The organism is Pseudomonas sp. NPDC088444 (assembly GCF_044900175.1).
Classification (GTDB): domain Bacteria; phylum Pseudomonadota; class Gammaproteobacteria; order Pseudomonadales; family Pseudomonadaceae; genus Aquipseudomonas.
The window spans coordinates 124,132-148,046 of sequence record NZ_JBJDNK010000006.1 but is presented as its reverse complement, the minus strand read 5'-3'; the positions used below and the strand labels follow the sequence as shown (position 1 = coordinate 148,046).

20 protein-coding genes and 1 pseudogene are annotated in these 23,915 nt (G+C 58.3%); 7 read left to right on the top strand and 14 right to left on the bottom strand.

The annotated features are described in order from the left end of the window. Nucleotides 1-130 precede the first annotated feature (130 nt). The 3 genes from gshA to ACI2KB_RS13590 form a co-directional block, all read right to left on the bottom strand. A complete protein-coding gene (gene gshA, locus ACI2KB_RS13600) occupies nt 131-1,717 on the bottom strand; it encodes a glutamate--cysteine ligase (protein ID WP_404635267.1) in 1,587 nt (528 codons plus the stop codon). A 213-nt stretch (nt 1,718-1,930) separates the two neighbouring features. Beyond that, nucleotides 1,931-2,314, bottom strand: a complete 384-nt coding sequence (locus ACI2KB_RS13595) for a PaaI family thioesterase (RefSeq protein ID WP_404635265.1) — start codon at nt 2,312-2,314, stop codon at nt 1,931-1,933. Continuing rightward, nucleotides 2,314-4,638 (bottom strand): Tex family protein, encoded by a 2,325-nt coding sequence (locus ACI2KB_RS13590; protein WP_404635263.1) that lies wholly within the window; start codon nt 4,636-4,638, stop codon nt 2,314-2,316. The genes ACI2KB_RS13595 and ACI2KB_RS13590 overlap by 1 nt, the downstream gene beginning before the upstream one ends. A gap of 279 nt (nt 4,639-4,917) precedes the next feature. Here ACI2KB_RS13590 and ompR point away from each other — a divergent pair, with 279 nt between their 5' ends. Next, entirely contained in the window at nt 4,918-5,658 is a 741-nt protein-coding gene (ompR, locus tag ACI2KB_RS13585) for a two-component system response regulator OmpR (RefSeq protein WP_108236092.1), read from the top strand. A 167-nt stretch (nt 5,659-5,825) separates the two neighbouring features. After that, on the top strand, nt 5,826-7,139 hold the full coding sequence (locus tag ACI2KB_RS13580) for an ATP-binding protein (protein ID WP_404635260.1): 1,314 nt from the start codon (nt 5,826-5,828) through the stop codon (nt 7,137-7,139). A 65-nt stretch (nt 7,140-7,204) separates the two neighbouring features. On the opposite strand, the gene rimK is transcribed toward ACI2KB_RS13580, so the two are convergent. Together rimK and ACI2KB_RS13570 are read right to left on the bottom strand one after the other, a co-directional pair. Continuing rightward, nucleotides 7,205-8,110 carry a 30S ribosomal protein S6--L-glutamate ligase gene (rimK, locus tag ACI2KB_RS13575; protein WP_108236090.1) on the bottom strand — a complete coding sequence of 302 codons (906 nt, stop codon included), beginning with the start codon at nt 8,108-8,110 and terminating at the stop codon, nt 7,205-7,207. Next, on the bottom strand, nt 8,107-8,562 hold the full coding sequence (locus ACI2KB_RS13570) for an ATP-dependent zinc protease (RefSeq protein ID WP_404635696.1): 456 nt from the start codon (nt 8,560-8,562) through the stop codon (nt 8,107-8,109). The genes rimK and ACI2KB_RS13570 overlap by 4 nt, the downstream gene beginning before the upstream one ends. 201 nt (nt 8,563-8,763) lie before the next feature. On the opposite strand from ACI2KB_RS13570, the gene ACI2KB_RS13565 reads away from it, so the two are divergent. Continuing rightward, on the top strand, nt 8,764-9,165 hold the full coding sequence (locus ACI2KB_RS13565) for an RNA-binding S4 domain-containing protein (RefSeq protein ID WP_404635258.1): 402 nt from the start codon (nt 8,764-8,766) through the stop codon (nt 9,163-9,165). A gap of 223 nt (nt 9,166-9,388) precedes the next feature. On the opposite strand, the gene ACI2KB_RS13560 is transcribed toward ACI2KB_RS13565, so the two are convergent. Further along, nucleotides 9,389-10,198 (bottom strand): phosphatase PAP2 family protein, encoded by an 810-nt coding sequence (locus tag ACI2KB_RS13560; protein ID WP_404635256.1) that lies wholly within the window; start codon nt 10,196-10,198, stop codon nt 9,389-9,391. A gap of 99 nt (nt 10,199-10,297) precedes the next feature. Here ACI2KB_RS13560 and hslO point away from each other — a divergent pair, with 99 nt between their 5' ends. Both hslO and ACI2KB_RS13550 read left to right on the top strand, forming a co-directional pair. Continuing rightward, the gene (gene hslO, locus ACI2KB_RS13555) at nt 10,298-11,200 is read left to right on the top strand and encodes an Hsp33 family molecular chaperone HslO (RefSeq protein ID WP_404635254.1); all 903 of its coding nucleotides are present in this window, start codon (nt 10,298-10,300) and stop codon (nt 11,198-11,200) included. A gap of 191 nt (nt 11,201-11,391) precedes the next feature. Further along, nucleotides 11,392-12,933 (top strand): phosphoenolpyruvate carboxykinase, encoded by a 1,542-nt coding sequence (locus ACI2KB_RS13550; RefSeq protein ID WP_404635252.1) that lies wholly within the window; start codon nt 11,392-11,394, stop codon nt 12,931-12,933. A gap of 323 nt (nt 12,934-13,256) precedes the next feature. Here ACI2KB_RS13550 and ACI2KB_RS13545 read toward each other — a convergent pair whose 3' ends face one another. The 3 genes from ACI2KB_RS13545 to ACI2KB_RS13535 all read right to left on the bottom strand — a co-directional run bounded on the left by ACI2KB_RS13545 (nt 13,257) and on the right by ACI2KB_RS13535 (nt 15,331). Beyond that, a complete protein-coding gene (locus ACI2KB_RS13545) occupies nt 13,257-14,384 on the bottom strand; it encodes a hypothetical protein (RefSeq protein ID WP_404635250.1) in 1,128 nt (375 codons plus the stop codon). A 140-nt stretch (nt 14,385-14,524) separates the two neighbouring features. After that, the gene (locus tag ACI2KB_RS13540) at nt 14,525-15,139 is read right to left on the bottom strand and encodes a hypothetical protein (protein ID WP_404635248.1); all 615 of its coding nucleotides are present in this window, start codon (nt 15,137-15,139) and stop codon (nt 14,525-14,527) included. Beyond that, the gene (locus ACI2KB_RS13535; RefSeq protein ID WP_404635246.1) at nt 15,140-15,331 is read right to left on the bottom strand and encodes a hypothetical protein; all 192 of its coding nucleotides are present in this window, start codon (nt 15,329-15,331) and stop codon (nt 15,140-15,142) included. It lies immediately after the preceding gene. 241 nt (nt 15,332-15,572) lie between these two features. Here ACI2KB_RS13535 and ACI2KB_RS13530 point away from each other — a divergent pair. Both ACI2KB_RS13530 and ACI2KB_RS13525 read left to right on the top strand, forming a co-directional pair. Further along, a pseudogene (locus ACI2KB_RS13530) lies at nt 15,573-17,504 on the top strand (ATP-dependent DNA helicase RecQ). A gap of 48 nt (nt 17,505-17,552) precedes the next feature. Continuing rightward, entirely contained in the window at nt 17,553-17,981 is a 429-nt protein-coding gene (locus ACI2KB_RS13525) for an acyl-CoA thioesterase (protein ID WP_404635244.1), read from the top strand. A 50-nt stretch (nt 17,982-18,031) separates the two neighbouring features. On the opposite strand, the gene ACI2KB_RS13520 is transcribed toward ACI2KB_RS13525, so the two are convergent. From ACI2KB_RS13520 to yrfG, 5 genes are all read right to left on the bottom strand, one after another. Continuing rightward, nucleotides 18,032-18,502, bottom strand: coding sequence for a glycine zipper domain-containing protein (locus ACI2KB_RS13520; RefSeq protein ID WP_404635694.1), 471 nt, complete (start codon nt 18,500-18,502; stop codon nt 18,032-18,034). A 325-nt stretch (nt 18,503-18,827) separates the two neighbouring features. Continuing rightward, complete coding sequence (locus ACI2KB_RS13515; protein WP_404635692.1) at nt 18,828-21,158, bottom strand: FdhF/YdeP family oxidoreductase; 2,331 nt, start codon at nt 21,156-21,158, stop codon at nt 18,828-18,830. Between the two features lie 2 nt (nt 21,159-21,160). Beyond that, nucleotides 21,161-22,000, bottom strand: a complete 840-nt coding sequence (gene fdhD / locus ACI2KB_RS13510; protein ID WP_404635242.1) for a formate dehydrogenase accessory sulfurtransferase FdhD — start codon at nt 21,998-22,000, stop codon at nt 21,161-21,163. A gap of 95 nt (nt 22,001-22,095) precedes the next feature. Further along, nucleotides 22,096-22,983 carry a LysR family transcriptional regulator gene (locus tag ACI2KB_RS13505; protein WP_404635240.1) on the bottom strand — a complete coding sequence of 296 codons (888 nt, stop codon included), beginning with the start codon at nt 22,981-22,983 and terminating at the stop codon, nt 22,096-22,098. A 211-nt stretch (nt 22,984-23,194) separates the two neighbouring features. Continuing rightward, nucleotides 23,195-23,857, bottom strand: a complete 663-nt coding sequence (yrfG, locus tag ACI2KB_RS13500; RefSeq protein ID WP_404635238.1) for a GMP/IMP nucleotidase — start codon at nt 23,855-23,857, stop codon at nt 23,195-23,197. Nucleotides 23,858-23,915: the final 58 nt, after the last annotated feature.

Here is a 23,915-nt window from a genome sequence, read left to right as displayed (position 1 = left end):
ATATGTGCCGGACGCAAATCCTGTGGGAGCCGGCTTGCTGGCGAAGGCAGAGTGTCAGTCGCCCTTTGCGTATCTGACGCAACGCATTCGCCAGCAAGCCGGCTCCCACAAAGGGCGGATCTGGGTAGTCCTAGTTACTGATCGCCAGAATGCTCGCCTGATACGCCCCCACGAACGTATCGAAATCCACCGATTCTTCGGTCTGTTCCATTTCGGACTGCTGAGCCAGCGATTCACGCGCTTTGCTTTCGAATGCGGCCTGATCTTCGGCGCTCAATGGGCGGCTGCGGAAGTACTCGGCGTGGCTTTGCGCCTGGCGCAACGAGAACGCCGTGAAGCTTTCCTTGTGCTCGGTCATGGTGGCCAGCACCTGGGCAGACGGGGTCAGCGACACGTCGGCGACTTTAGCCCGCTGAGCGGCCAGCGATTTGGCGTGCTCGTCGATGCCCTGGCTCTTGTCCAGCAACGCAATGATCGGCTCGATCTTGTCCAGCAACTCGTCAGCCCAGACCTTCAGGTCAATGGTCGAGGTGTTGCGGCTCAGTTGCAGGCCCGGACGACGACCTTCCTTCACCACGGTCAGGAAGTTGCTGCTGGCGTTGCCGCATTCACAGTCAGCCAGTTGCGGGCTTTCCTGCAAGGCGCAGAACAGGATGAAGGCGTCGATGAAGCGCGACTGTTGAAGGTCGATACCCACCGGCAGGAACGGGTTGATGTCCAGGCAGCGCACTTCAACGTATTGCACGCCACGGGCCATTAGGGCCTGAATCGGACGCTCACCGGAATAGGTGACGCGTTTCGGGCGGATCGTCGAGTAGTACTCGTTCTCGATCTGCAGCACGTTGGTGTTGAGCTGAATCCACTCGCCATCCTTGTGCGTGCCAATCTCGACGTAAGGCGCATAAGGCGTTGCAACAGCTTTGCGCAGGCTATCGGTGTACGTCAGCAGGTCGTTGTAACACGGCGTCAGATCGGCCTGCGCGCTGCTCTGATAACCGAGATCGCTCATGCGCAAACTGGTGGCGTAGGGCAGGTACAGGGTATCGGCGTCGAACTGCTCCAACTGGTGCGAGCGACCGCGCATGAAACTGGCGTCCAGCGCAGGGGAGGCGCCGAACAGGTACATCAGCAGCCAGCTATAGCGGCGGAAATTGCGGATCAGGCCGATGTAGCTCTCGGACTGAAACTCCCTATCACTGCCATCGAAGGCCACGGTCGACTTGAGCACCGGCCAGATGTCTTCGGGCAGCGAGAAGTTGTAGTGAATACCGGCAATGCATTGCATCGTCTTGCCATAACGCAGCGCGAGACCCTGGCGGTATACGTACTTGAGCTTGCCGATGTTCGAGGTGCCGTAATAGGCGATCGGGATGTCTTCTTCGGCCGGCAACGGGCACGGCATCGAAGGGCTCCAGATGTATTCGCTGCCCAGCTTGCTGTAGGCGAAGCGATGGATCTTTTCCAGGCTGTCCAGCGTGTCGGCTGGCTGAGCCATCGCTGGCGTAATGAACTCCAGCAGCGACTCGGAATAATCGGTGGTGATCTGCTCATTGGTCAGCGCAGAGCCCAGGGCTTCCGGGTGCGGGGTCTGTGCCAGGCGGCCATCGCCTGTAACGCGCAGGCATTCACGCTCGATACCGTGCAGGCATTTCTCCATAAGGGAGAGGTGCGAGTGCTCGCCAAGCAGGGCCAGGCGGCGATTGAGAAGTTCGCTCAAGTTGGATTCCTTCACGCGTCAGTCGGCCCTATATGGGGGCGATATGGCGGTCTACAAGGGTGAAGAAAGGAACTGGCGTTTTCGCCTCGTTTTCAGGTCCGAACGCCGATGCCCGTCGCTGATCATTCCTGCAGGGGTGCCATGCAGAAGCTGACAGAAAATTTCGACACTGCTAAGCAAGTGTCGAAATTAACTCATATCCCTATCGGACAGCTAGACGATCGCGAATGTGCCTTGTGCTTTCGCGACGAGCTTGTCGGCCTGGCGCACTTCGGCTTCGACCACCAGTGTTCGGCGCCCGGCGTGGATCACCGTGCCGATGCAGGTGACTTCACCGTCCGGTACGCCGCGCATGTAGTTGATCTTGCACTCGACCGTCACGCTTTGCCTGTCGAAGCCGTGGGAGCTGGAGCAGGCCAGCCCCATGGCGATGTCGACGAGGCTGAACAGTGCGCCGCCGTGCATCACGTTGCCGCGATTGCGCAAGTGTGGCTCCAGTGCCAGCGTGACTTCGGCGACGCCGTCTCCCAGTCGCACCAGTTTGCAGCCCAAGGTCTTGAAATACGCGCTCTCGGTCAGTTCTGCAGGAATATCCATCAACGTTTCTTCAGTTGTTTGGCGTTGGCGAACAGCGAAGCCATGGCGTTGTTGGCCGGGGCCGCAGTCGCGGTTTCCTTGCGAGGCGCGTTGGCTTGTTGCTGACGTGGCGCTGCACCTGGACGAGCGCCGCGAGCACCGTCGATTTTCTCGCCAGGGGTGTCGCTCATGCGCATCGACAGGCCAACGCGTTTGCGTGGAATGTCGACTTCCATGACCTTCACCTTGACCACATCCCCGGCTTTCACGGCTTCGCGAGGGTCCTTGATGAACTTCTCCGACAGTGCAGAGATGTGTACCAGGCCGTCCTGATGCACGCCGATGTCGACGAACGCGCCGAAGTTGGTCACGTTGGTGACGACACCTTCGAGGATCATGCCCAGTTGCAGGTCCTTGAGGTCTTCGACGCCGTCCTGGAACTCGGCGGTCTTGAACTCGGGGCGTGGATCGCGGCCCGGCTTTTCCAGCTCTTGCAGGATGTCGGTCACGGTGGGCAGACCGAAGGTCTCGTCGGTGAATTTCTTCGGGTCCAGACGCTTGAGGAAGCTGGCATCACCGATCAGCGAGCGTATGTCGCGGTCGGTTTCAGCGGCGATGCGTTGCACCAGCGGGTAGGCTTCAGGGTGAACGGCGGACGAGTCCAGCGGATTGTCACCATTCATGACTCGCAAGAAACCGGCGGCCTGTTCAAAGGTTTTTTCGCCCAGACGCGGCACTTTTTTCAGCGAAGCGCGAGTTTTGAAGGCGCCGTTCTCGTTACGGTGAGCGACGATGTTCTGTGCCAGCGTGGTATTCAGGCCGGAGATGCGGGCGAGCAGAGCGACGGATGCCGTGTTCACGTCAACGCCCACGGCGTTCACGCAATCCTCGACCACAGCGTCCAGGCCGCGTGCCAGTTTGAGTTGCGACACGTCGTGCTGATATTGGCCGACACCGATGGATTTCGGATCGATCTTCACCAGTTCAGCCAGTGGATCCTGCAAGCGACGGGCGATGGACACCGCGCCACGGATCGACACGTCCAGATCCGGGAATTCCTTGGCGGCCAGCTCAGAGGCCGAATACACCGAGGCGCCTGCTTCCGAAACCATGACCTTGGTCATTTTCAGGCCTGGATATTTTTTGATCAGCTCAGCCGCCAGCTTGTCGGTTTCACGGCTGGCAGTGCCGTTGCCGATGGCGATCAGGTCGACCGAATGCTTGGCGCAGAGGGCGGCCAGTACGGCGATGGTTTGATCCCACTGGTTTTTCGGCACATGTGGATACACTGTCGCGTGGTCCAGCAGTTTGCCGGTGGAATCGACCACCGCTACCTTGCAGCCGGTACGCAGGCCCGGGTCCAGACCCAGTGTCGCGCGCGGGCCTGCGGGCGCGGCCAGCAGCAAGTCGTGCAGGTTATGGGCGAACACATTGATCGCTTCGGTCTCGGCGGCGTCGCGCAGCTCGCCCAGCAGATCAGTTTCCAGATGGGAGTAGAGCTTGACCTTCCACGTCCAGCGCACGACTTCGGCCAGCCATTTGTCCGCAGGACGATTCTGGTTTTGCAGGCCAAAACGCTCGCTGATCATCATTTCGCACGGGTGCAGGGTGCCCGGCAATTCTTCGCCGACTTTCAATGCTGAGCTGAGCACGCCTTCGTTGCGGCCACGAAAGATCGCCAGTGCGCGGTGCGATGGCATGCTTTTCAGCGGTTCGTCGTGCTCGAAGTAGTCGCGGAATTTCGCGCCTTCTTCCTCTTTGCCTGCCACGACGCGGGCGCTGATCACCGCTTCCTGCTTGAGGAAGGTGCGCAGTTTTTCCAGCAACGATGCGTCTTCGGCGAAACGCTCCATCAGGATGTATTTGGCGCCTTCGAGCACGGCCTTGACGTCCGCAAAGCCTTTTTCAGCGTCGACGAAACGTGCCGCTTCCGCGTCAGGCGTCAGGCTCGGGTCATTGAACAGGCCGTCGGCCAGCTCACCCAGACCCGCTTCCAGCGCGATCTGGCCTTTGGTGCGACGTTTCTGTTTGTAAGGCAGGTAAAGGTCTTCAAGGCGGGTCTTGGTGTCGGCGAGCTTGATGTCGCGCGCCAGCTCCGGGGTCAGCTTGCCTTGCTCTTCGATGCTGGCGAGGATCGCGCCGCGGCGTTCTTCGAGTTCGCGCAGATAGCGCAGGCGCTCTTCCAGATGACGCAGCTGCGTGTCATCGAGGCTGCCAGTCACTTCTTTACGGTAGCGAGCGATGAAGGGCACGGTAGAGCCTTCATCCAGCAACGCGACGGCCGCTTCGACCTGTTGCGGGCGCACGCCCAGTTCTTCGGCGATGCGGCTGTTGATACTGTCCATAAAACCACCTGGCAAATGTGTGTGCAAAAAAACCAGCTGCTGGCGAACCGCCTTGAGCGAGCGTTGCCTGACTTTGAGGGCGGCGCATTATACCCAGTGAGTTCCGATTAGGGGACCGCCCTGTCGGCTGCTGACTACGGGCGACACCGCTGGCCGTGTCTGCTGCAATGCGGCGAGGTAGAGCAGCAGTGGCGGCTCAGGAAAAATCTGCTAACAATGCACACGGTGCACATGGCAGCCGCTACGCCATAATGCGCGCCGAGACTAAAGGAGCATTCAATGAGCAGCACTGCACAAACGGCTGAAGGCGAGAAAATCCTCATCGTTGACGATGACCCGGGCCTTAGCAGCCTGTTAGAACGTTTTTTCACCAGCAAAGGCTATCGCGCCCGCGCCGTCGGTAACGTGGAGCAGATGGACCGCCTGCTGGCTCGCGAAGTTTTTCACCTCGTGGTGCTCGACCTGATGTTGCCTGGCGAAGACGGCCTGTCCGCCTGCCGCCGGTTGCGCGCCGCGAACAATCAGGTGCCGATCATCATGTTGACCGCCAAGGGCGATGAGCTGAGCCGGATCAAGGGCCTGGAACTGGGGGCTGACGATTACCTGGCCAAACCGTTCAACCCTGACGAACTGATGGCGCGGGTCAAGGCGGTATTGCGTCGCCAGTCCACGCCGGTACCTGGCGCACCTGCCAGTGAAGATGAAACCGTCACCTTTGGTGAGTATGAGCTGTCGTTGGCGACCCGCGAGCTCAAGAAAGGCGATGAAGTCCACATGCTCACCACTGGCGAGTTTGCCGTCCTCAAGGCGCTGGTCATGCACGCCCGTGAACCGCTGACTCGCGACAAATTGATGAACCTGGCCCGTGGTCGTGAGTGGGACGCGCTCGAACGCTCGATCGACGTCCAGATCTCCCGTCTGCGCCGTCTGATCGAAGTGGACGCCGCTAAACCGCGTTACATCCAGACCGTCTGGGGCGTGGGCTATGTATTCGTGCCGGACGGTACCGGCAAGCAGTAACCGTCAGTCGGCAGATTGATACCGGGCGTGTCGCTTGCACACATCCGCTAGCCAGCCATCTCGACGCCTTTCAAAAGAAGGCTCTGAGGTGGCTGGTTTTGTTGTCTGGTGCATTCCGCGAACTCCCGCGAGCCTGGCTCGCTTCTGCAAAGTGTGTAGCTGTTGTCATGAAAACACCGCTCTGGTTCCCGCAAAGCTTCTTCTCCCGCACCTTGTGGCTGGTGCTTATCGTGGTGCTGTTCTCCAAGGCGCTGACGCTGGTTTATCTGCTGATGAACGAAGACGTGCTGGTGGATCGTCAGTACAGCCATGGTGTTGCCTTGACGTTGCGTGCGTACTGGGCGGCTGATGAAAGTGACAGACAGACCATTGCCGATGCAGCAGGGCTGATACGCGTGGTGGGCGGCGGGGTGCCTGAAGGAGAGCAGCACTGGCCGTACTCGGAAATCTATCAACGCCAGATGCAAGCGGAATTGGGCGCCGATACCGAAGTCCGTTTGCGCGTTCACGCGCCTCCAGCCCTGTGGGTTCGTGCCCCCAGCCTTGGCGATGGCTGGTTGAAGGTTCCGCTGTACCCCCACCCGCTACGAGGCCAGAAAATCTGGAGTGTGCTGGGCTGGTTCCTTGCCATAGGCCTGCTGTCCACAGCCTCGGCGTGGATTTTCGTCAGTCAGTTGAACCGACCACTCAAGCGGCTGGTGTTCGCCGCTCGCCAGTTGGGCCAGGGCCGCAGTGTACGCCTGCCAGTGGGGGATACGCCGAGTGAAATGACCGAGGTGTACCGCGCCTTCAACCAAATGGCTGAAGACGTCGAGCAGGCCGGGCAGGAACGCGAGTTGATGTTGGCCGGTGTCTCTCACGACCTTCGCACGCCGCTGACCCGATTGCGCCTGTCATTGGAGCTGATGCCGCGTGACAATGAATTCATGGACGGCATGGTGCGCGACATAGAGGATATGGACGCCATTCTCGATCAGTTCCTTGCATTCATCCGAGATGGTCGCGATGAAGAGGTCGAAGAAGTCGATCTGGTCGAGCTGATTCGCGAAGTGGTCGCCCCCTATAACAGCCCGACCGAACAGGTCCGCACACGACTGGAATCCATCCCGCCCTTCCCACTGCGACGGGTGTCGATGAAGCGCTTGCTGAATAACCTCATCGGCAACGCCATGCATCACGCGGGAGACAGTGTCGAAGTCGCAGCCTATGTCTCGGGTGACAGTGGTGCACCTTATGTGGTCCTGAGCGTGCTGGATCGGGGCATGGGCATCGACCCTTCCGAACTGGACGGTATTTTCAATCCTTTCACTCGTGGCGATCGGGCGAGAGGTGGAAAGGGAACGGGCTTGGGGCTGGCCATCGTAAAGCGCATTGCCGCCATGCATGGGGGCAATGTCGAACTGCGTAATCGCTCGGGAGGTGGACTTGAGGCTCGGGTGAGGCTGCCGTTAGGGCTGATGTTGCCGAGGGATGCGGTTTGAAAAACGATTTGCCGCTGCAGGAGCGCGCCCAGACCAAGCGAGCTCCTGCAAGGCAGAGTGGCCGGTTATCCCTTGCCCTTGGTCCGCGTCATATGCGGCCCGCCGTTTTTCTCGATGTACTGAATGATCATCCCTGCCACGTCTTTGCCGGTGGTGGTTTCGATACCTTCCAGGCCGGGCGATGAGTTCACTTCCATGACCAGTGGGCCATGGTTGGAGCGCAGGATATCGACGCCTGCGACGCTGAGGCCCATGACCTTGGCGGCGCGAATAGCGGTCATGCGCTCTTCGGGGGTGATCTTGATCAGGCTCGCAGTGCCGCCTCGGTGAAGGTTGGAGCGAAACTCGCCGGGCTTGGCCTGACGCATCATGGACGCGATCACCTTGTCACCCACCACGAAGCAGCGAATATCCGCACCGCCCGCCTCCTTGATGTACTCCTGCACCATGATGTCCTGCTTGAGCCCCATGAATGCCTCGATCACGGACTCTGCCGCCGTTGCGGTCTCGCACAGCACAACGCCAATCCCCTGAGTGCCCTCCAGCACCTTGATCACCAGCGGGGCGCCGTTGACCATCTGGATCAGGTCGGGAATGTCGTCGGGGGAGTGAGCAAAACCTGTCACGGGCAGGCCGATGCCGCGCCGGGAAAGCAGTTGAAGCGAGCGCAGTTTGTCGCGAGAGCGCGCGATGGCCACGGACTCGTTGAGCGGGAATACGCCCATCATCTCGAACTGACGCAATACGGCGCAGCCGTAGAACGTGACCGAAGCGCCGATGCGCGGGATGACCGCATCGAAGCCTTCCAGCGGTTTGCCTCGGTAGTGAATCTGCGGCTTATGACTGGCAATGTTCATATAGGCGCGCAGGGTATCGATCACTACGACCTCATGGCCACGCTGGGTACCGGCTTCGACCAGACGACGAGTTGAATACAGACGCGGGTTTCGCGAAAGCACAGCGATCTTCATGCAACACCTGTGGCAGAGGGATTTGAAGCCGGAAAGGTCGGCTTGTCCTGAACATAAGTAACACCCGGATTAACTACCAACTGGCCGTCGATCAAGGCTTTGGAACCCAACAGCAGCCTATAGCGCATGGCCTTGCGGCAGGCGAGGGTGAATTCCACCGGCCAGACCCGGTCGCCCAGCGCCATCGTCGTGCGAATGACGTAACGCACCTGGGCCTGTCCGTTGGAACTTTTGATGGTCTTCATCGCCACCAGTTGCGCTTCGCAACGGCGATGGCGCAATTGCACGACGGTGCCCAGGTGTGCGTTGAAACGCACCCACTGTTCACCGTCGCGTTCAAAAGGTTCGATTTCCGTGGCGTGCAGGCTGGAGGTGCTGGCGCCTGTATCGATCTTGGCGCGCAGACCTGCCACACCCAGACTGGGCAGTGCCACCCATTCGCGAAGGCCGATGACTGTGAGATGGTCGAATGTTTTCAAAGCGATCCCGTACGTTTGCGCGTTCTGCCCACGATAGCCTGACGAGCATGAGTGTGCATGCCCTCTTCTGTGTGCAGAGGATTCTAACCAAGGCTGATGATTACTGTGTGCCCAGCGTTGCGTGCTTCGTTTGGAGTAGTACAGTTCTGACTATCACGTAATTGAGGAATTCAGATGACACAAAAGTCAGACGAGGACGACAAGGTTCGTCTGGACAAGTGGCTTTGGGCTGCACGCTTCTTCAAAACCCGTGCGCTGGCGAAGGCTGCTATCGAAAGCGGTAAGGTTCATTGTCGGGGAGAGCGCTGCAAACCGGGCAAGGAGCCGCGGGTAGGGGATACGTTCGAGATTCGCACCGGATTCGACGATAGAACGGTGGTGGTTACTGCCCTGTCCATCGTGCGTCGCGGTGCTCCGGAGGCTCAGTTGCTTTACAGCGAAACCCCGGAGAGCCTGGCCAAACGTGAGCAGGCCGCGCAAATGCGCAAGGCCGGAAGTCTGGGGGTGACAACGGACGGCAAGCCGAACAAGAAGCAGCGTCGGCAACTGTTTCAGTTTCGCTCGGGTGATGATTGAGGGGGATGTAATACCTGTGGGAGATTCTATGTTGCCCGGTCAAACGCCTTCGCCACCCAGTTGGCTCCCACGGGGATCGCGTCGAACTCAAATCTCGTTATCGACGCTGAACCTGTGAGCGAATTCATTCGCGATAGCGTCGGCACATGCGGCATCTACTTCGCCTGACACGCCGTATCGCGAATGGATTCCGCCCCACAGAAGTGTGTCGCCCGTGATCGGCTTACGCGCGAGCGTCCGTCTTCATGATGCTCAGGCAGCGGAACAACGGAAGCTTGCCGAAGACGTTGAAAATGGGCGCAGTGGCCCGCATCAAGAGTCGTGTGGCGTGAGCGGCAAACGGGGTGTAGCAGCTCCAGGCCAGCGCCAGCAGGGCGATCATTACGCCGCCGATGTAATCGTCCTGCCCCCAGTGAGCGCCCGCGACCAGGCGCGGCATCATGAACAGGAAAGCCAGGACCCAAATCACGACACGTTGGCCAGCGGTGCGGCTGTAAACGGTCATGAACATCGCCCAGATCAACAACACAGAGGCGTGGTCACCGGGGAAGCTTTGGCTCGAACGGTCCTTGAGCTGCCATTTGTCTTCCAGCGTAGGGAAAATCTCGCTGAGTTTGATGGCGTCCGGGATCACCATCGATGCGCTGTCGTGTTGCAGTGAGGTGTGATCGATGATCTTGGAAAACACCGTGCGAATGATCAGCAGAAGAATCAGCGTGAGCACGAAGCCGATCAGGGCCGCGCGGGTTTGTACCGTTTTGAATACCCAGTCGCCCTTGATGAGCAACATCAACAGAATCAAGCCGACGACGATGTCGAACGGGCGCATACTGGCGATTGTCCAGGTCCATAGCCAGGCTTTGTTCTGGGTCAGTGGCTGATTCAGCAGGTGGAAAAGCCACTCGTCGAATTGGGTGAAGGCTGCGTGGCCCGTCGGCCAAATCCACACCAGAAGTAGCGCAAGCGCTACTAGATTACACAGCAGGAATTTTTTGGCGTTCCACTTGGGTTGGAACAGCGCTGGATAGTCCATAAAATGCCCCCATCGGCATGACAGTGCACCCAAGGGTGCTAAACCGCGTTTTATAAGCGGTCGTCATCACTTTGTCATCATTTCAGATACCAATTTCATATGCATGATTTCCCGGATACCGATAACACCCAGCGCTTCATGTTCGACGACAGCGACGTTCGCGGCGAGTTGGCCTCGCTGGAACGCAGCTACGCCGAAGTGCTGGCCAAGCACCCCTACCCGGAGCCTGTAGCACAACTGCTCGGCGAAATGCTGTCGGCGGCAGCGCTGCTGGTGGGCACGTTGAAGTTCGACGGACTGCTCGTGTTGCAGGCGCGGTCTCAGGGACCTGTCTCGCTGCTGATGGTCGAATGCTCCAGCGAGCGCGAGCTGCGCGGCATCGCCCGTTACGATGAGAGCCTGATCCAGCCAGGCGCGACGCTTCAGGACCTGATGCCCGACGGTACGCTGGTGATCAACATCGATCCACGGCATGGCAAGCGTTATCAGAGCATCGTCGATCTGGAGGGCGAGAACCTGTCGCGTTGCCTGTCTGATTATTTCGTTCAGTCCGAGCAACTGCCGACCGAATTCTGGCTATATGCCGATGGAAAACGGGCGCGGGGGTTTCTGCTTCAGCAGCTGCCGCCTGAGCGCCTGAAAGATGAAGACGAGCGCAAGGCCAGTTGGCAGCATGTTCGAGCGCTCGCCAACACCTTGACCGCCGAGGAACTGTTGAGCCTGGATAACGAGACGGTGTTGCATCGTCTTTTCCACGAAGATGCCGTGCGCATGTTCGATGTTCAGCCGTTGGTCTTCCGTTGCAGCTGTTCTCGCGAACGTTCCGCCAATGCTCTCGTCAGTCTTGGCGTGGAAGATGCACAGCAATTGGTGGCCGAGCACAGCGGTACCGTCGAGATCGATTGCCAGTTCTGCAATCAGCGCTACCTTTTCGACGCCACCGATGTAGCGCAGCTGTTCGCCGGTGGCGGGGTCGATACCCCTTCAGATACTCGCCATTGATGTAGTGCGGGCGCCGGGCTGAATGGTTTCCGCCCGGCGGGCTTGGCTTCTCTTTATGTAGTTCTGACCGGAGGCCCCTACCTTTTTTGGGCTTTTCTGGCATAATCCGGCCACTTTTTAGCTGTAGTAGTTTGGGTTTTTCTACTACAAAACGTTTGGAGCACTCGGCCAGCGGGCCGACGGGGAATCTCATGACGCAAGCCAATAACGCCGTTCACACCGATCTCAGTGTCGACGAACTGGTTAAAGAAGCCCTCAAACGCGAAGAAGGCGTACTGTCCGACACCGGCGCTCTGGTTGTTGAAACCGGTCATCGTACGGGTCGTTCGCCAGTCGACCGTTTCATCGTTGACGAACCCAGCACCACGGCAGCCATCGCCTGGGGTCCGATCAACCGCAAATTCCCTGCTGATAAATTCGATGCCCTGTGGGCGCGTGTCGAGGCGTTCAACAACGCTCAGGAACACTTCGTTTCCCACGTGCACGTAGGTGCGGCGGCTGACCACTACCTAGCCGTCAAGATGACCACTCAGACTGCCTGGCAGAACCTGTTCGGTCGTTGCCTGTTCATCAACCCTGCCCAGTACAACCCGGCAGGTCGTCAAGAGTGGCAAGTGCTGAACGTTGCCAACTTCGAGTGCGTACCTGAGCGTGACGGCACCAACTCCGACGGTTGCGTGATCATCAACTTCGCTCAGAAGAAAGTTCTGATCGCGGGCATGCGCTATGCCGGCGAGATGAAAAAAGCCATGTTCTCGGTGCAGAACTTCCTGCTGCCAGCCGCTGACGTGCTGCCGATGCACTGCGCAGCCAACATCGGCGAAGAAGGCGACGTGACCCTGTTCTTCGGTCTGTCGGGCACCGGTAAGACCACCCTGTCCGCCGACGAAAGCCGTTACCTGATCGGTGACGACGAGCACGGTTGGGGCGAAGGCGTGGTGTTCAACATCGAAGGCGGTTGCTATGCCAAGTGCATCGATCTGTCCGAGAAGAACGAGCCGGTCATCTGGAAAGCCATCAAGCACGGCGCAGTACTGGAAAACGTGGTTCTGGATGCCAACAAGCACGCCGACTACGCCGACAGCAGCCTGACCCAGAACAGTCGCGCAGCCTACCCGTTGGAGCACGTTGAAAAACGCTCCGAGAAAAACCTCGGTGGCGAGCCAAACGCCGTGATCTTCCTAACCTGCGACCTGACCGGTGTTCTGCCACCTGTTTCGATCCTCAGCGAAGAACAAGCGGCTTACCACTTCCTGTCGGGTTACACCGCGCTGGTCGGTTCGACCGAAATGGGTTCGGGCGCTGGCATCAAGTCGACCTTCTCCACCTGCTTCGGCGCGCCATTCTTCCCGCGTCCGGCTGGCGAGTACGCTGAGCTGCTGATCAAACGTATCCGTGGCTTCGGCTCGAAAGTGTACCTGGTCAACACCGGCTGGACCGGTGGCGGCTACGGCGTCGGCAAACGCTTCAACATCCCGACGACTCGCGGCGTCATCGCAGCCATCCAAAGCGGCGCGCTGATCGGTGCTGAAACCGAGCACTTGGACACCGTCAACCTGGACGTTCCAAAAGTCGTTCCGGGCGTCGACACTGCACTGCTCAACCCACGCAACACCTGGGCTGACAAAGCGGCCTACGATGAAGCGGCCAAGGCACTTGCGGGCTTGTTCATCGAGAACTTCAAAAAGTTTGAAGTCAGCGACGCGATCAAGGCGGCGGGTCCGAAGCTGTAACGTCATATTTTCCTGAACAGAAAACCGCTCTCAAACAGATTGTGTGAACACCAGGCAATCTGTAAGGGCGGCTTAGCAAAATGCCTCGTATCGGAAGATACGGGGCATTTTTCGTTTGTCCGGCTTTACCGTACAGCCGGCCTCATCGCTGGCACGTGAGCCCGCCCTCGGTCGTTCCGAGAGCAGGCGGTCGTACATGAATTCGGTGTGTTACTGGACCGAGTAATTCACTCCAGGTCGGGGTAACTCATTGTGGGCAGGTGCAGGAGAACCAGGATATGCCCCACTCAATCAATTGTGTTTAATATCGCTTTCGGTGCTGCTTAAATGTGCTTGTAATCCGTTGCCTTTTTTGCAATAGGAGCAGACAAGCCTGCGTCCGGCTTCAAGTTCAAGCCGCCGACTAATGAAAACTTAATGCTCTTTTTTCCCCAGTGTACAAAGCGGCAGCTTCCACTTTGTTCTACGATGAGGGTGTATGAGTGTTTGCGCATTGCAATAAACGCCTCGTTATTACTGGCAACAGACTTCAAGTACTCATCAATCTTTGTGCTGGGCAATTTCAACATGTTGTTAAGTTTCGCCCCCCAACGGGTCAGGCACTGTTCGGCATAGTGTCGTACGATAAGGCCCGGTTCAATGAATGCTTTCTTTCCGTTGGCACCGTCTACTGCCGCATTTCCTACGAGTGTCGCGTGACGGCCAGCCATGGGATAAACGTGCACTGCAGTACCAGGCGCTGTTTGTGGGATTACGCAGGCAAACCCTTTGGAGCGCTCGTCCCTTGCATAAAAAGCCACGTATTCCTTCACATTCTCGCCGAGGGAGATACGGTGTTTTTGAATATTCAGCACACCCGGTACCGGGTCGATCGCAAAGATGTTCACTTTAACGTGTTTGAGTGCCGGGTCGGCCAACATGGCATTGGCCAGCATGTGACAACTGATCCCGCCCCGGCTCCAGCCCACGATATTCACGGTGTCCGGGATAGGTTGGCCTTTACGGCGCATTTTGATGATCTGTTCCTGCAACGCTTGAGGCGTGACTTTTCGGGTCCCGTAGTCGTAGGTGCGCCATAGCCATGAGCCGGTGGTTTCCAAATCTTGGATAGGCACCCCGTTTTTCTTCAGGCGCTCGTATTCCTGTTGAGTCAGTACTTTGCGTTGCCAGGTAGTGTGGCCTTTGATGACGTTCACTGCATGTTTAACGTTCTCTTCCCAGCCACTCCCAAATAATGTGCCACTCATTCCATAACCGCCGGGTGCGGTGAATAACTCATCGGCTTGTAAGTTACCGCTGCCTGGGCCGTCTACCACAATCCAGTCAGCGAACTCGTACGTTGCCATTTGAGAGGCCAGTCTGGAGACCAGCTCTCCATCCCAATAACTGTTGTTGAGGGTGTCATGCTTATTGGAGCCGGTGCCGCAGAAAAATACTGTAAATACACTCATTGCTTATTACCTTGTTGGTTGATAGGTAACTCACAACGTATAGGTGATCACGTGTTTGGTAAAATTTGGTATGTTGCTTGATGTTAAAGCACTTACCCATTACCTGATTTAATATGTGCGTATTCATGGGCTAGCGTCTTTTAGGGGCGATAAGATCGTGCCGCTTCGCAGTACTTTTCCTGTGCCAGCTTGTTTTTTTCGTCCTTGTTTTTGGCGAGGCGCTTGGTCCAGTCGCTGCACATGTCTTTGAAGAACGGTTCGGCTGCACGTCGGCATTCGCGGTACTCGACGCTTTCACCTTTAAAGTTCATGCACACGCTGCTGTTGTCGATGTGGTTGTTGTAGGTGCGATACCGTGCTTCGTAACGGTTACGCCCGTCGATTTCCCGGATGAATACACTTGCCACATCGTAGTGGCGGAATTCGGGCTTGGTTTTGGCCGCAGCCGACTTGTACTGCGCCATGTACTGATCAGAAACCATGCCTTGTGGACGAGGGGCGTTGTAGTCGGTGGGCTGTGCATCGCCGAAGCGACAATTGATCACGTCGCGATCAATGACGTTGCCACCCTTGATGCAGTCGTCCAGCGGCTTGGTTGGCACGGGCTGGCTGTTGTCGAGTTTGGGGGCAACATAGACAACCTGTTCCACAGTACGGATTTCAGGCGTGGTGGCAGCCGGTGCAGGTTCTTCGTTGATCTCTGCCGGCGGTGGCGGGGCGATGGTGATTTGAGCGGGCTTGGGCGTATGAAACATCTAAGCGACGAGGTAGATAATCGCAACGAGCAGTGCCAGACAGATACCAATACTGCTGAGCGGCCAGGCACCTTGGGAGGGGGCGGCTTTTCGTTTTGCGGGATGAGAACCGAGTACGACATCGAACTGGTCAGGTGTCAGACGCTGCATGACAATCTGCCCGTCGTCCTTGGGCGGTTGCGTGTGTGGCATTGCCTCTCCTTGGCGTGTTGCGGATTTCGCGTATTTCAGCGGCTGCGCAGTCCGCGATCTGAAACATTAGTAAATGGTGCGGCGAGGTTAAACGGCGCGATGTTCTTTTGCTAGTAGTGCGTAGCGACGAGGTATCAGCTTTGTATCCTGCTCGGAATTTTTGTAACGCTTGGGCTGTGTCTCGGCGAGCATGGTCGCGTTAAGGTCGGCACTTTCGCGAACTCCCACGCAGGGGTAGCTTATGCATCAAATCCTCAAACAGGTCTTTGGGTATCGGCAGTTTCGTCCCGGACAAGAGGCTGCAATTGGCGCAATTCTGGCTGGGCGTTCGGCCGCAGCGATTTTCCCAACGGGATCGGGTAAGTCCCTTTGCTATCAACTTCCGGCGTTGTTACTGCCTCACCTCACACTGGTGGTTTCGCCTCTGTTGGCGCTGATTCAGGATCAACTGGCGTTCTTGCAACGCCATGGCATTGCGGCAGCCAGTATCGATTCAGCGCAGAATCGCGATGAGGTGGCCAGTGTCATGGCTCGCGCCCGATCAGGCGAGCTCAAGATTTTGATGATTTCGGTTGAGCGACTGAAGAACGAACGCTTCCGGCATTTCATCTCACAGGTGCCCATTTCGTTGTTGGTGGTGGATGAGGCGCACTGTATCTCTGAGTGGGGCCACAACTTCAGGCCGGATTACCTCAAGCTCCCGGACTACCAGCGGGAGTTTCGTATCCCACAGGTATTGCTGCTGACGGCCACGGCCACCACGGGTGTCATACGTGACATGCAGGGCAAATTCGCTATCGCAGCCGATGATGTGGTGACAACCGGGTTTTACCGACCCAATCTCACGTTATGCGTCGAACCTACGCCGGGTCATGACAAACGCGGGCGCCTCTTGCGATGGCTAAAGGAGCGCGCCGGTCAGCCGAGCATCGTCTATGTCACCCTCCAGAAAACCGCTGAGTTTGTTGCGGCACACTTGGCGCAGAACGGCTTGCCTGCGCAGGCTTATCACGCCGGTTTGCCCCACGATACCCGCGAGTCAATCCAGCGCCAGTTCATGGACGGACGGCTGAATTGCATCGTGGCGACCATCGCGTTCGGCATGGGCATCGACAAAAGCGACATTCGTAATGTGGTGCATTTCGATCTGCCCAAATCCATCGAGAACTACAGCCAGGAGATTGGCCGGGCGGGGCGTGACGGCGCCGTTTCCCAGTGCTTGGTGTTGGCCAATCGGGATAACCTCAACGTGTTGGAAAATTTCGTTTATGGCGACACGCCCGAGCGCGAGGGCATTCGGAGGGTGCTGGAGGATGTGCTCAATGCACGCCATGACGGGCAGTGGGAGTTTTTGCTGACGCCGCTTTCGGAGATGAGCAACATCCGCCAACTGCCACTCAAGACCCTCTTGGTGCAGCTGGAACTGCGCGGAATCATTGCGCCGCGGTACTCATATTTTGCTGAATACCGTTTTAAGTATTTGATCGAACCGGAGGCGCTCGTTGAGCACTTTCAGGGCGAGCGGCGGCAGTTCGTTCAGGCGCTTGTCGAGACATCAAGCCGGGCGCGGACCTGGGCGACGGTGAGTTTTGACGCGATGTATCAACGATATCAGGCCGAGCGCTCACGGGTGATAACAGCCTTGGACTTCTTTCAAGAGAAAGGCTGGATCGAACTGTAGAGCAAGCAGATGACAGAGGTCTACAGTGTGTTGATCACGGACTTCGATGCGCAGGCTTTGAGCGAAGAATTGCACGCGTATTTCACGCAGCACGAAACGGCTGAGATAGCACGTATTCATGCCATGCTTGATCTGTTTGCCAGCGACCAATGCCTGAGCGATCGGCTGGCAAATTACTTCGACGATGACCAGGCGCCCGAGCGGTGCGGACACTGTTCGGTGTGCGCGGGCCAAGCGGCCGTTCTTCCTGCTACGCCAGCATTGACCCCGTTTGATCAACAGGACTTCGGTGGACTGTGTGATCCGTTCATCAGCAAGCATTTGGAAACATGCGGGTATCCGCCCAGTGCGGAGTGTCTGACCCGGTTTCTTTGCGGGATCAGTGTGCCGTTGTTTGCCAAGCTCAAGGCCAAGGCACTCAGTGGCTTTGCAGCGTTGGAGAATTATCCCTATGCGCAGGTCAGGGAATGGGCGCACGGCAGGTGCCCCTAGGTGTGACTCGCGTGCCGTCAAATGCAGCCCGACCGATAAGGAAAAAGAATGAGCGAAACCCCGCAGCGCTCCGACTACCGTCACTTCCAGCCCATCACCACCCGCTGGCACGACAACGATATCTACGGTCATGTGAACAACGTGACCTATTACAGCTTTTTCGACAGCGCGGTGAACAGCTACCTGATCGAGCGTGGAGGGCTGGATATTCACGATGGCGACGTGGTGGGCTTTGTGGTGAGTTCCTCGTGCGACTACTTTGCCTCGATCGCCTATCCCGATGTGATTGAGGTGGGCTTACGAGTCGGCAAGTTGGGTAACAGTTCGGTCCAGTACGAATTGGCGGTGTTCAGAACAGGGGAAGAAGAGGCGTGTGCGGCCGGGCGCTTTGTGCATGTGTTTGTGGATCGTGCATCGAACCAGCCAGTGCCGATCCCCGCGCCGTTACGCGAGGCCATGGAAGTGTTGATGGTTTGAAATGACAACCGGCCGCGTAGGAAGCGGCCGGTATCGGTGTGAGCTGTAGCTCAGCGATGGCGCCAGCCGCGATGACGGCCATGATCGTAATGACGATGACGGCGGTCGTGATCGTAGTGGCGACGGTCGCCACGGTAGCCGCGACGATCGTCATCATGGCGGCTCTGCTCGCCCATGTAGTTGCCCAGCGCGCCACCGGCACCGCCACCTGCGGCTGCGCCGATCAGGCTACCGGTGCTACCACCGACGCTGCGGCCAATCACGTTGCCGCCTGCTGCGCCAAGGCCACCGCCAATCGCGGCTTCAGTGCGGTTGTGGCGGTTGGCGCCGACTGCGCCACCGGCTGCGCCGCCCAGACCTGCGCCGATGGCCGATCCGGTGCTGCCGCCAATCTGCTGGCCAACGACCGAACCCAGTACCCCACCCAATGCGCCACCCACACCGGCATTCAGGTTATCGCCCGCAGAGGCAAACCCGGTGGCCAGGGAGAGAGACAACAGCAGAATCGAGGAATACTTCATGTAAGGATGCTCGTAGGGATGACGACGCGATCCTGCAATCATGAATAATTTGTCACAATCGAAATCCGACGAATAACACGATTTGTATACAAATAGATAAGTTATTGTTTTTAGGCGGGAACTTAAGGCTTTTTGGTGAGTCCTAGACTACTTCACACAGGCTCGAATCAAGCGATTCGGGCCTTTTTTGTGGGTCAAAACCTGCGAGTGGGGATCGTCTGTGGGAGCGAGTTCATTCGCGATTGGCCGGTACATCCGACCCATATTTGTCGGATGTACGATCGAATCGCGAATGAATTCGCTCCCACAGGGTTTGCTGAGATTTTTAAATAATCCGCGCCACTTCGCTATGCCGCTCCAGTTTGATCGCCACAAACTTCGATGTTGGCGTGTGGCTGCCATCGCCCACGCTTTCCAGCGGCACCAGCGGGTTGACCTCTGGGTAGTAAGCAGCGGCCTGCCCGGCAGGAATGTCGAATGGCAGCAGCGTGAAGCCTTTGACGCGGCGCACCACATCGTCGCCCCAGATCGACACGATATCGGCTTTCTGGCCCGGTACGAAGCCCAGGCGCACGATGTCGGCCTCGTTGAGGAACATCACGTCACGCTGGCCTTTCACGCCACGATAACGGTCATCCAAGCCATAGATCGTGGTGTTGTACTGATCGTGAGAGCGCATCGATTGCATGATCAGGTCCGGCACGATGCCTGTTCCGCGAATGCTTTCGTGGATCAAGTCCTGTGGCAACTGGTTCGATTTGAAGTTGGCGCGCGCGCTCGGCGTGTTCCACTTGCGCGAACCGGCGGTGCTGCCCAGATAGAAACCGCCCGGGTTTTTAACCTTCTCGTTGAAGTCCTTGAACGCCGGAATGGTGTCGGCGATCAGGTCACGAATCCGGTCGTAGTCTTCGACTAGCCACAGCCAATCCACCGGCTGCTTGCCCACGGTGGCGTTGGCGATACCCGCAAGAATCGCAGGCTCGGAACGCATGTGAGGCGACAGCGGTTTCAACTGGCCGTTGGATGCGTGAACCATGCTGAACGAGTCTTCCACGGTAACGGCCTGCGGGCCTTCTGCCTGGATGTCGATGTCTGTACGACCGAAGCACGGCAGGATCAGCGCTTCTTTGCCATGGGTCAGGTGGCTGCGATTGAGCTTGGTGCTGATCTGTACAGTCAGGTCGCAGTTGCGCAGGGCCTGGAAGGTGCGTGGGCTGTCCGGGGTCGCCTGAGCGAAGTTGCCACCCAGACCGATGAAGACTTTCGAGCGGCCTTCGAGCATCGCGTGAATGGCCTCAACCACGTTGTGGCCGTTTTCACGCGGGACTTTGAACTGGAAGCGTTTTTCCAGCGCATCGAGGAAGAACGCCGGTGGGCGCTCGTTGATGCCCATCGTGCGGTCGCCCTGCACGTTACTGTGGCCACGCACCGGGCACAGGCCTGCACCGGGCTTGCCGATGTTGCCGCGCAGCAGCATCAGATTGGCAACTTCCTGGATGGTTGGCACCGAATGACGATGCTGGGTGATGCCCATCGCCCAGCACATGATCACGTTCTTGCCCTTGGCGTACATGCGCGCGGAGCGTTCGATGTCGCTCAGTGGCAGGCCGGACTGCTCGACGATGAAATCCCAGGAGGTCTCGTCCACTTTTGCCAAATAGTCCAGCACGCCATGGGTGTGCTCGTTGATGAAGTCATGGTCGAACACGGCTGGTTCGCCTTTGGCTTGCGCCTCGCGCTCCCATTGCAGCAGGAATTTGGCCATGCCACGCAGCAGCGCCATGTCGCCGCCCAGTGCAGGGCGGAAGTAGGCGGTATTGGTCGGCTCGGAACCGTTGCTGAGCATTTCGATCGGGTGCTGCGGGTGCTGGAAGCGTTCCAGGCCGCGCTCTTTGAGTGGGTTGACGCAGACCACTTGGGCGCCGCGCTTCACGGCCTCACGCAGTGGCTCCAGCATGCGCGGGTGGTTGGTGCCGGGGTTTTGGCCCAGCACGAAAATCGCGTCGGCGTGCTCGAAATCGTGGAACGTCACGGTGCCTTTACCCACGCCCACGCTTTGCGAGAGCGCCACGCCACTGGCTTCGTGGCACATGTTCGAGCAGTCGGGGAAGTTGTTGGTGCCGTAGGCGCGCACAAACAGTTGATACAGGTACGCCGCCTCGTTGCTCGCCCGGCCCGAGGTGTAGAACTCGGCCATGTTCGGGCTTGGCAGGTTGTTCAGGTGCTTGGCGATCAGCGCGAACGCGTCGTCCCAGGCAATCGGTTTGTAGCGGTCGGTTTCAGCGTCGTACACCATCGGCTCGGTGATACGGCCCTGATATTCAAGCCAGTAGTCGCTCTGCTCCAGCAGCGAGCTGACGCTGTAACGGGCGAAGAAGGACGGATCAACGCGGCGCTTGGTGGCCTCCCAGTTGACTGCCTTGGCGCCGTTTTCACAGAACTTGACCATGCCGCTTTCGGGAGAATCGCCCCACGCGCAGCCAGGGCAGTCGAAGCCGCCGTTCTGGTTGGTCTTGAGCATCATGCGCAGGTTTTTCAACGCGTTGTCGCTGGTCAGCCAGGCTTGGGTCACGCTGATCAAGGCGCCCCATCCACCGGCCGGGCCTTTGTAGGGCTTGTAGCGCGGAACTGGGGTCTTGTCGGCTTGTTTGTGCATGCTCACGCTTTATTCTCCAAGGCAGGGCTGTAGACCCGCGGCGCACTGTGTTTAGGCAAATGAATGAGATTGAGGTTGTGGCGACGGGCCCATTGCAGCGCCAGGCCCGTAGGCGAGGACAGGCTGACGAGGGTTTGAATCCCGGCGCGCAGGACTTTCTGAATCAGTTCGAGGCTGCAACGGCTGGTGACGATGGCCAAGCCGCCCGTGGTCGGGATGTTCTGGCGGATCAACGCGCCGATCAGTTTGTCGAGGGCGTTGTGGCGACCGATGTCTTCACGACCCAGCAGCAGCTCGCCGTGATCGTTCATGAACATCGCGGCGTGCACCGCGCCGCAGTGCTGACCCAGCGGCTGGAAATCGTCCAGACGCTCGCGCAGCCCCTTGAGCCATTCGGCTGGCGGCAGCGGTGCGCCGGGCAACACGTTCAGTTCGGGCAAAGCCTGTTCCACGGCTTCGACGCCGCAAAGGCCGCAACCGCTGGTGCCCGCCAGTTGGCGACGTTGAGTTTTGAGGTTCCAGAAGGCGCGACTGGCGATTTCCACTTCAGCGGTTTGCGCCGAGCCGCAGCCACCGAGTTTGATGTCGTAGATTTCGTCCGGGGATTCGATAATGCCACTGCCGATGCTGAAACCGACGATGAAGTCTTCCAGATCGGTGGGTGTCACGAGCATCACGGCCTGGCTGATGCCGTTATAGGCAATGGCCAGCGCCACCTCTTCGGCGAGCACATTGGGCTCAGAGGTGTCGTGCTCAAGGTTCGAGTAGCTGTAAGACTGGCTTGCGGCAGGCGCGGGCAGTTGCTTTGCGGGCGCCGTGCTCTCCGTGCGCTTGGCATGCATCGGGACGTACCGGCAGAGTATTAAGGCTATAAGCCTAGGCTTCCCGTCGAATAACGTCTAATTGCTAGTACTGATGTCGTGATAGATGACGTCGATCAAGAGGGCTCGATCATTTTCTGGTACAGCCCGAAGCAAGCTTCTGCCAGCGCCGAGCGTGGCGCGGAGCGGCGCATGATCAGGCCCAGGCGCGCCAAGGTTTGTGCGTGTTCGATGGGTTGCAAACGCAGGTGCTCGGTCAGTGTTTCCAGGCCGCCATCCAGCGGCATGATCGCGCAGCAGAAGCCCCCGTGAACCGCTTGCAGCAGTTGGTGCACGGCGTCGGTCTGGATTAGCGGCTGGGGTTCAAGACCGCGACTGTGGAAGTTGTGATCGATGGACTGACGAAAATGCATGCCACTGGTGAGCATGCCCAAGGGCAATTCGATCATGCTTTCCCAGCTCAGCGGCTCGTCGCCGAAGCTGAAATGGCGCTGGTCGTAGATCAGGCCCATGCGGGTTTCGGCCAGTTCCAGCGAATCGAAACGGTCGGTGTCCAGACGCTCCAGATACGACACGCCCAAGTCCAGCCGGTTGCTCGCCAACTGGTCGAGAATCTGTTCAGAACTGAGGGAGGACAACTCGAAGCGCATGTTCGGATGAACGCTGTGCAGGCGTTGCAGCAACGGCAGTGGGTCGAAGTTCGACAGCGGGACCACGCCCAGCCTCAGTGTACCGACCAGATGTCCGCGACAGGCAGCGGCTTCGGCCTGCAATCCGTCGTAGGCGGCCAACACCGTGCGCGCCCAGGCCAACACGCGCTCACCGGGGGCTGTGAAGCCTTCGAAGCGCTGGCCACGATTGACCAGTGGCAGATCCAGTTCTTCTTCCAGGCTGCGCAAGCGCATGGAAAGGGTTGGTTGAGTGATGTGACAACGCGCAGCGGCCTGTCCGAAATGACGGGTTTCGTCGAGGGCAATCAGGAATTTCAGCTGTTTGATGTCCATTGTCACTCCGCAACGCACTGGGCTGGCTCGGGGATTCTAACGCGGCAGGATGTCGCATGGGGTGTTCAGTTGGACTCAGATCCTGTGGGAGCCGGCTTGCTGGCGAATGCGGTGGATCAGTTACGGATAAGTGGACTGACACTCCGTATTCGCCAGCAAGCCGGCTCCCACAGCCTTCGCCAGATTCAAAAGCATACGTCTGGCGTTACGCTCAAAGCCCTTTGATGAGTGCTCTGTAATCCTCGACCGCGGCGAATTCTTCGGTGTCCTTCGGCCCCTTTTTGCTGTCCGGTTCGCGTACGGCCAGCAGGTGTTTCACGCCATAACGCCCGGCGCTGCGCAGGATCGGCAAAGTGTCGTCGATGAACAGGCTGCGCGCCGGATCAAACTGGATATCGGCCTGGAGGGCATCCCAGAACTGCGGATTTTCCTTGGGGTAGCCGTAGTCGTGGGAACTGATCAGGCGCTCGAAATACGGCGCGAGCTGCAACCGCTCCATCTTTAACGACAGCGAATCGCGGTGGGCGTTGGTGATCATGATTACGCGCTTGCCCGCACGTTGGAGAGCGGCCAGAAAGGTTTCGGCATCGGGTCGTAAGGCAATCAGGTGGGCTATTTCGACTTTCAGGTCTTTCACCGACAGCTTCAGTTCGGCGCTCCAGAAGTCGGTGCAGTACCAGTTCAGCGTTCCAGCGTTCTTTTCGAACAGCGGCATCAGCTCCAATTGCGCCATGGCCACGCTCACACCGTGCAATTCGGCGTAGCGCTGCGGCAGGTAATCCAGCCAGAAATGGTTGTCAAAATACAGGTCGAGCAGCGTGCCGTCCATATCCAGCAGGACGGTGTCGATATCGCGCCAGGGCAAAGAAGGCATGGAGATCTCTCGGCAGTGAATAAATCGCTATGGCTATCGGCACAGACATTCAGAAAAG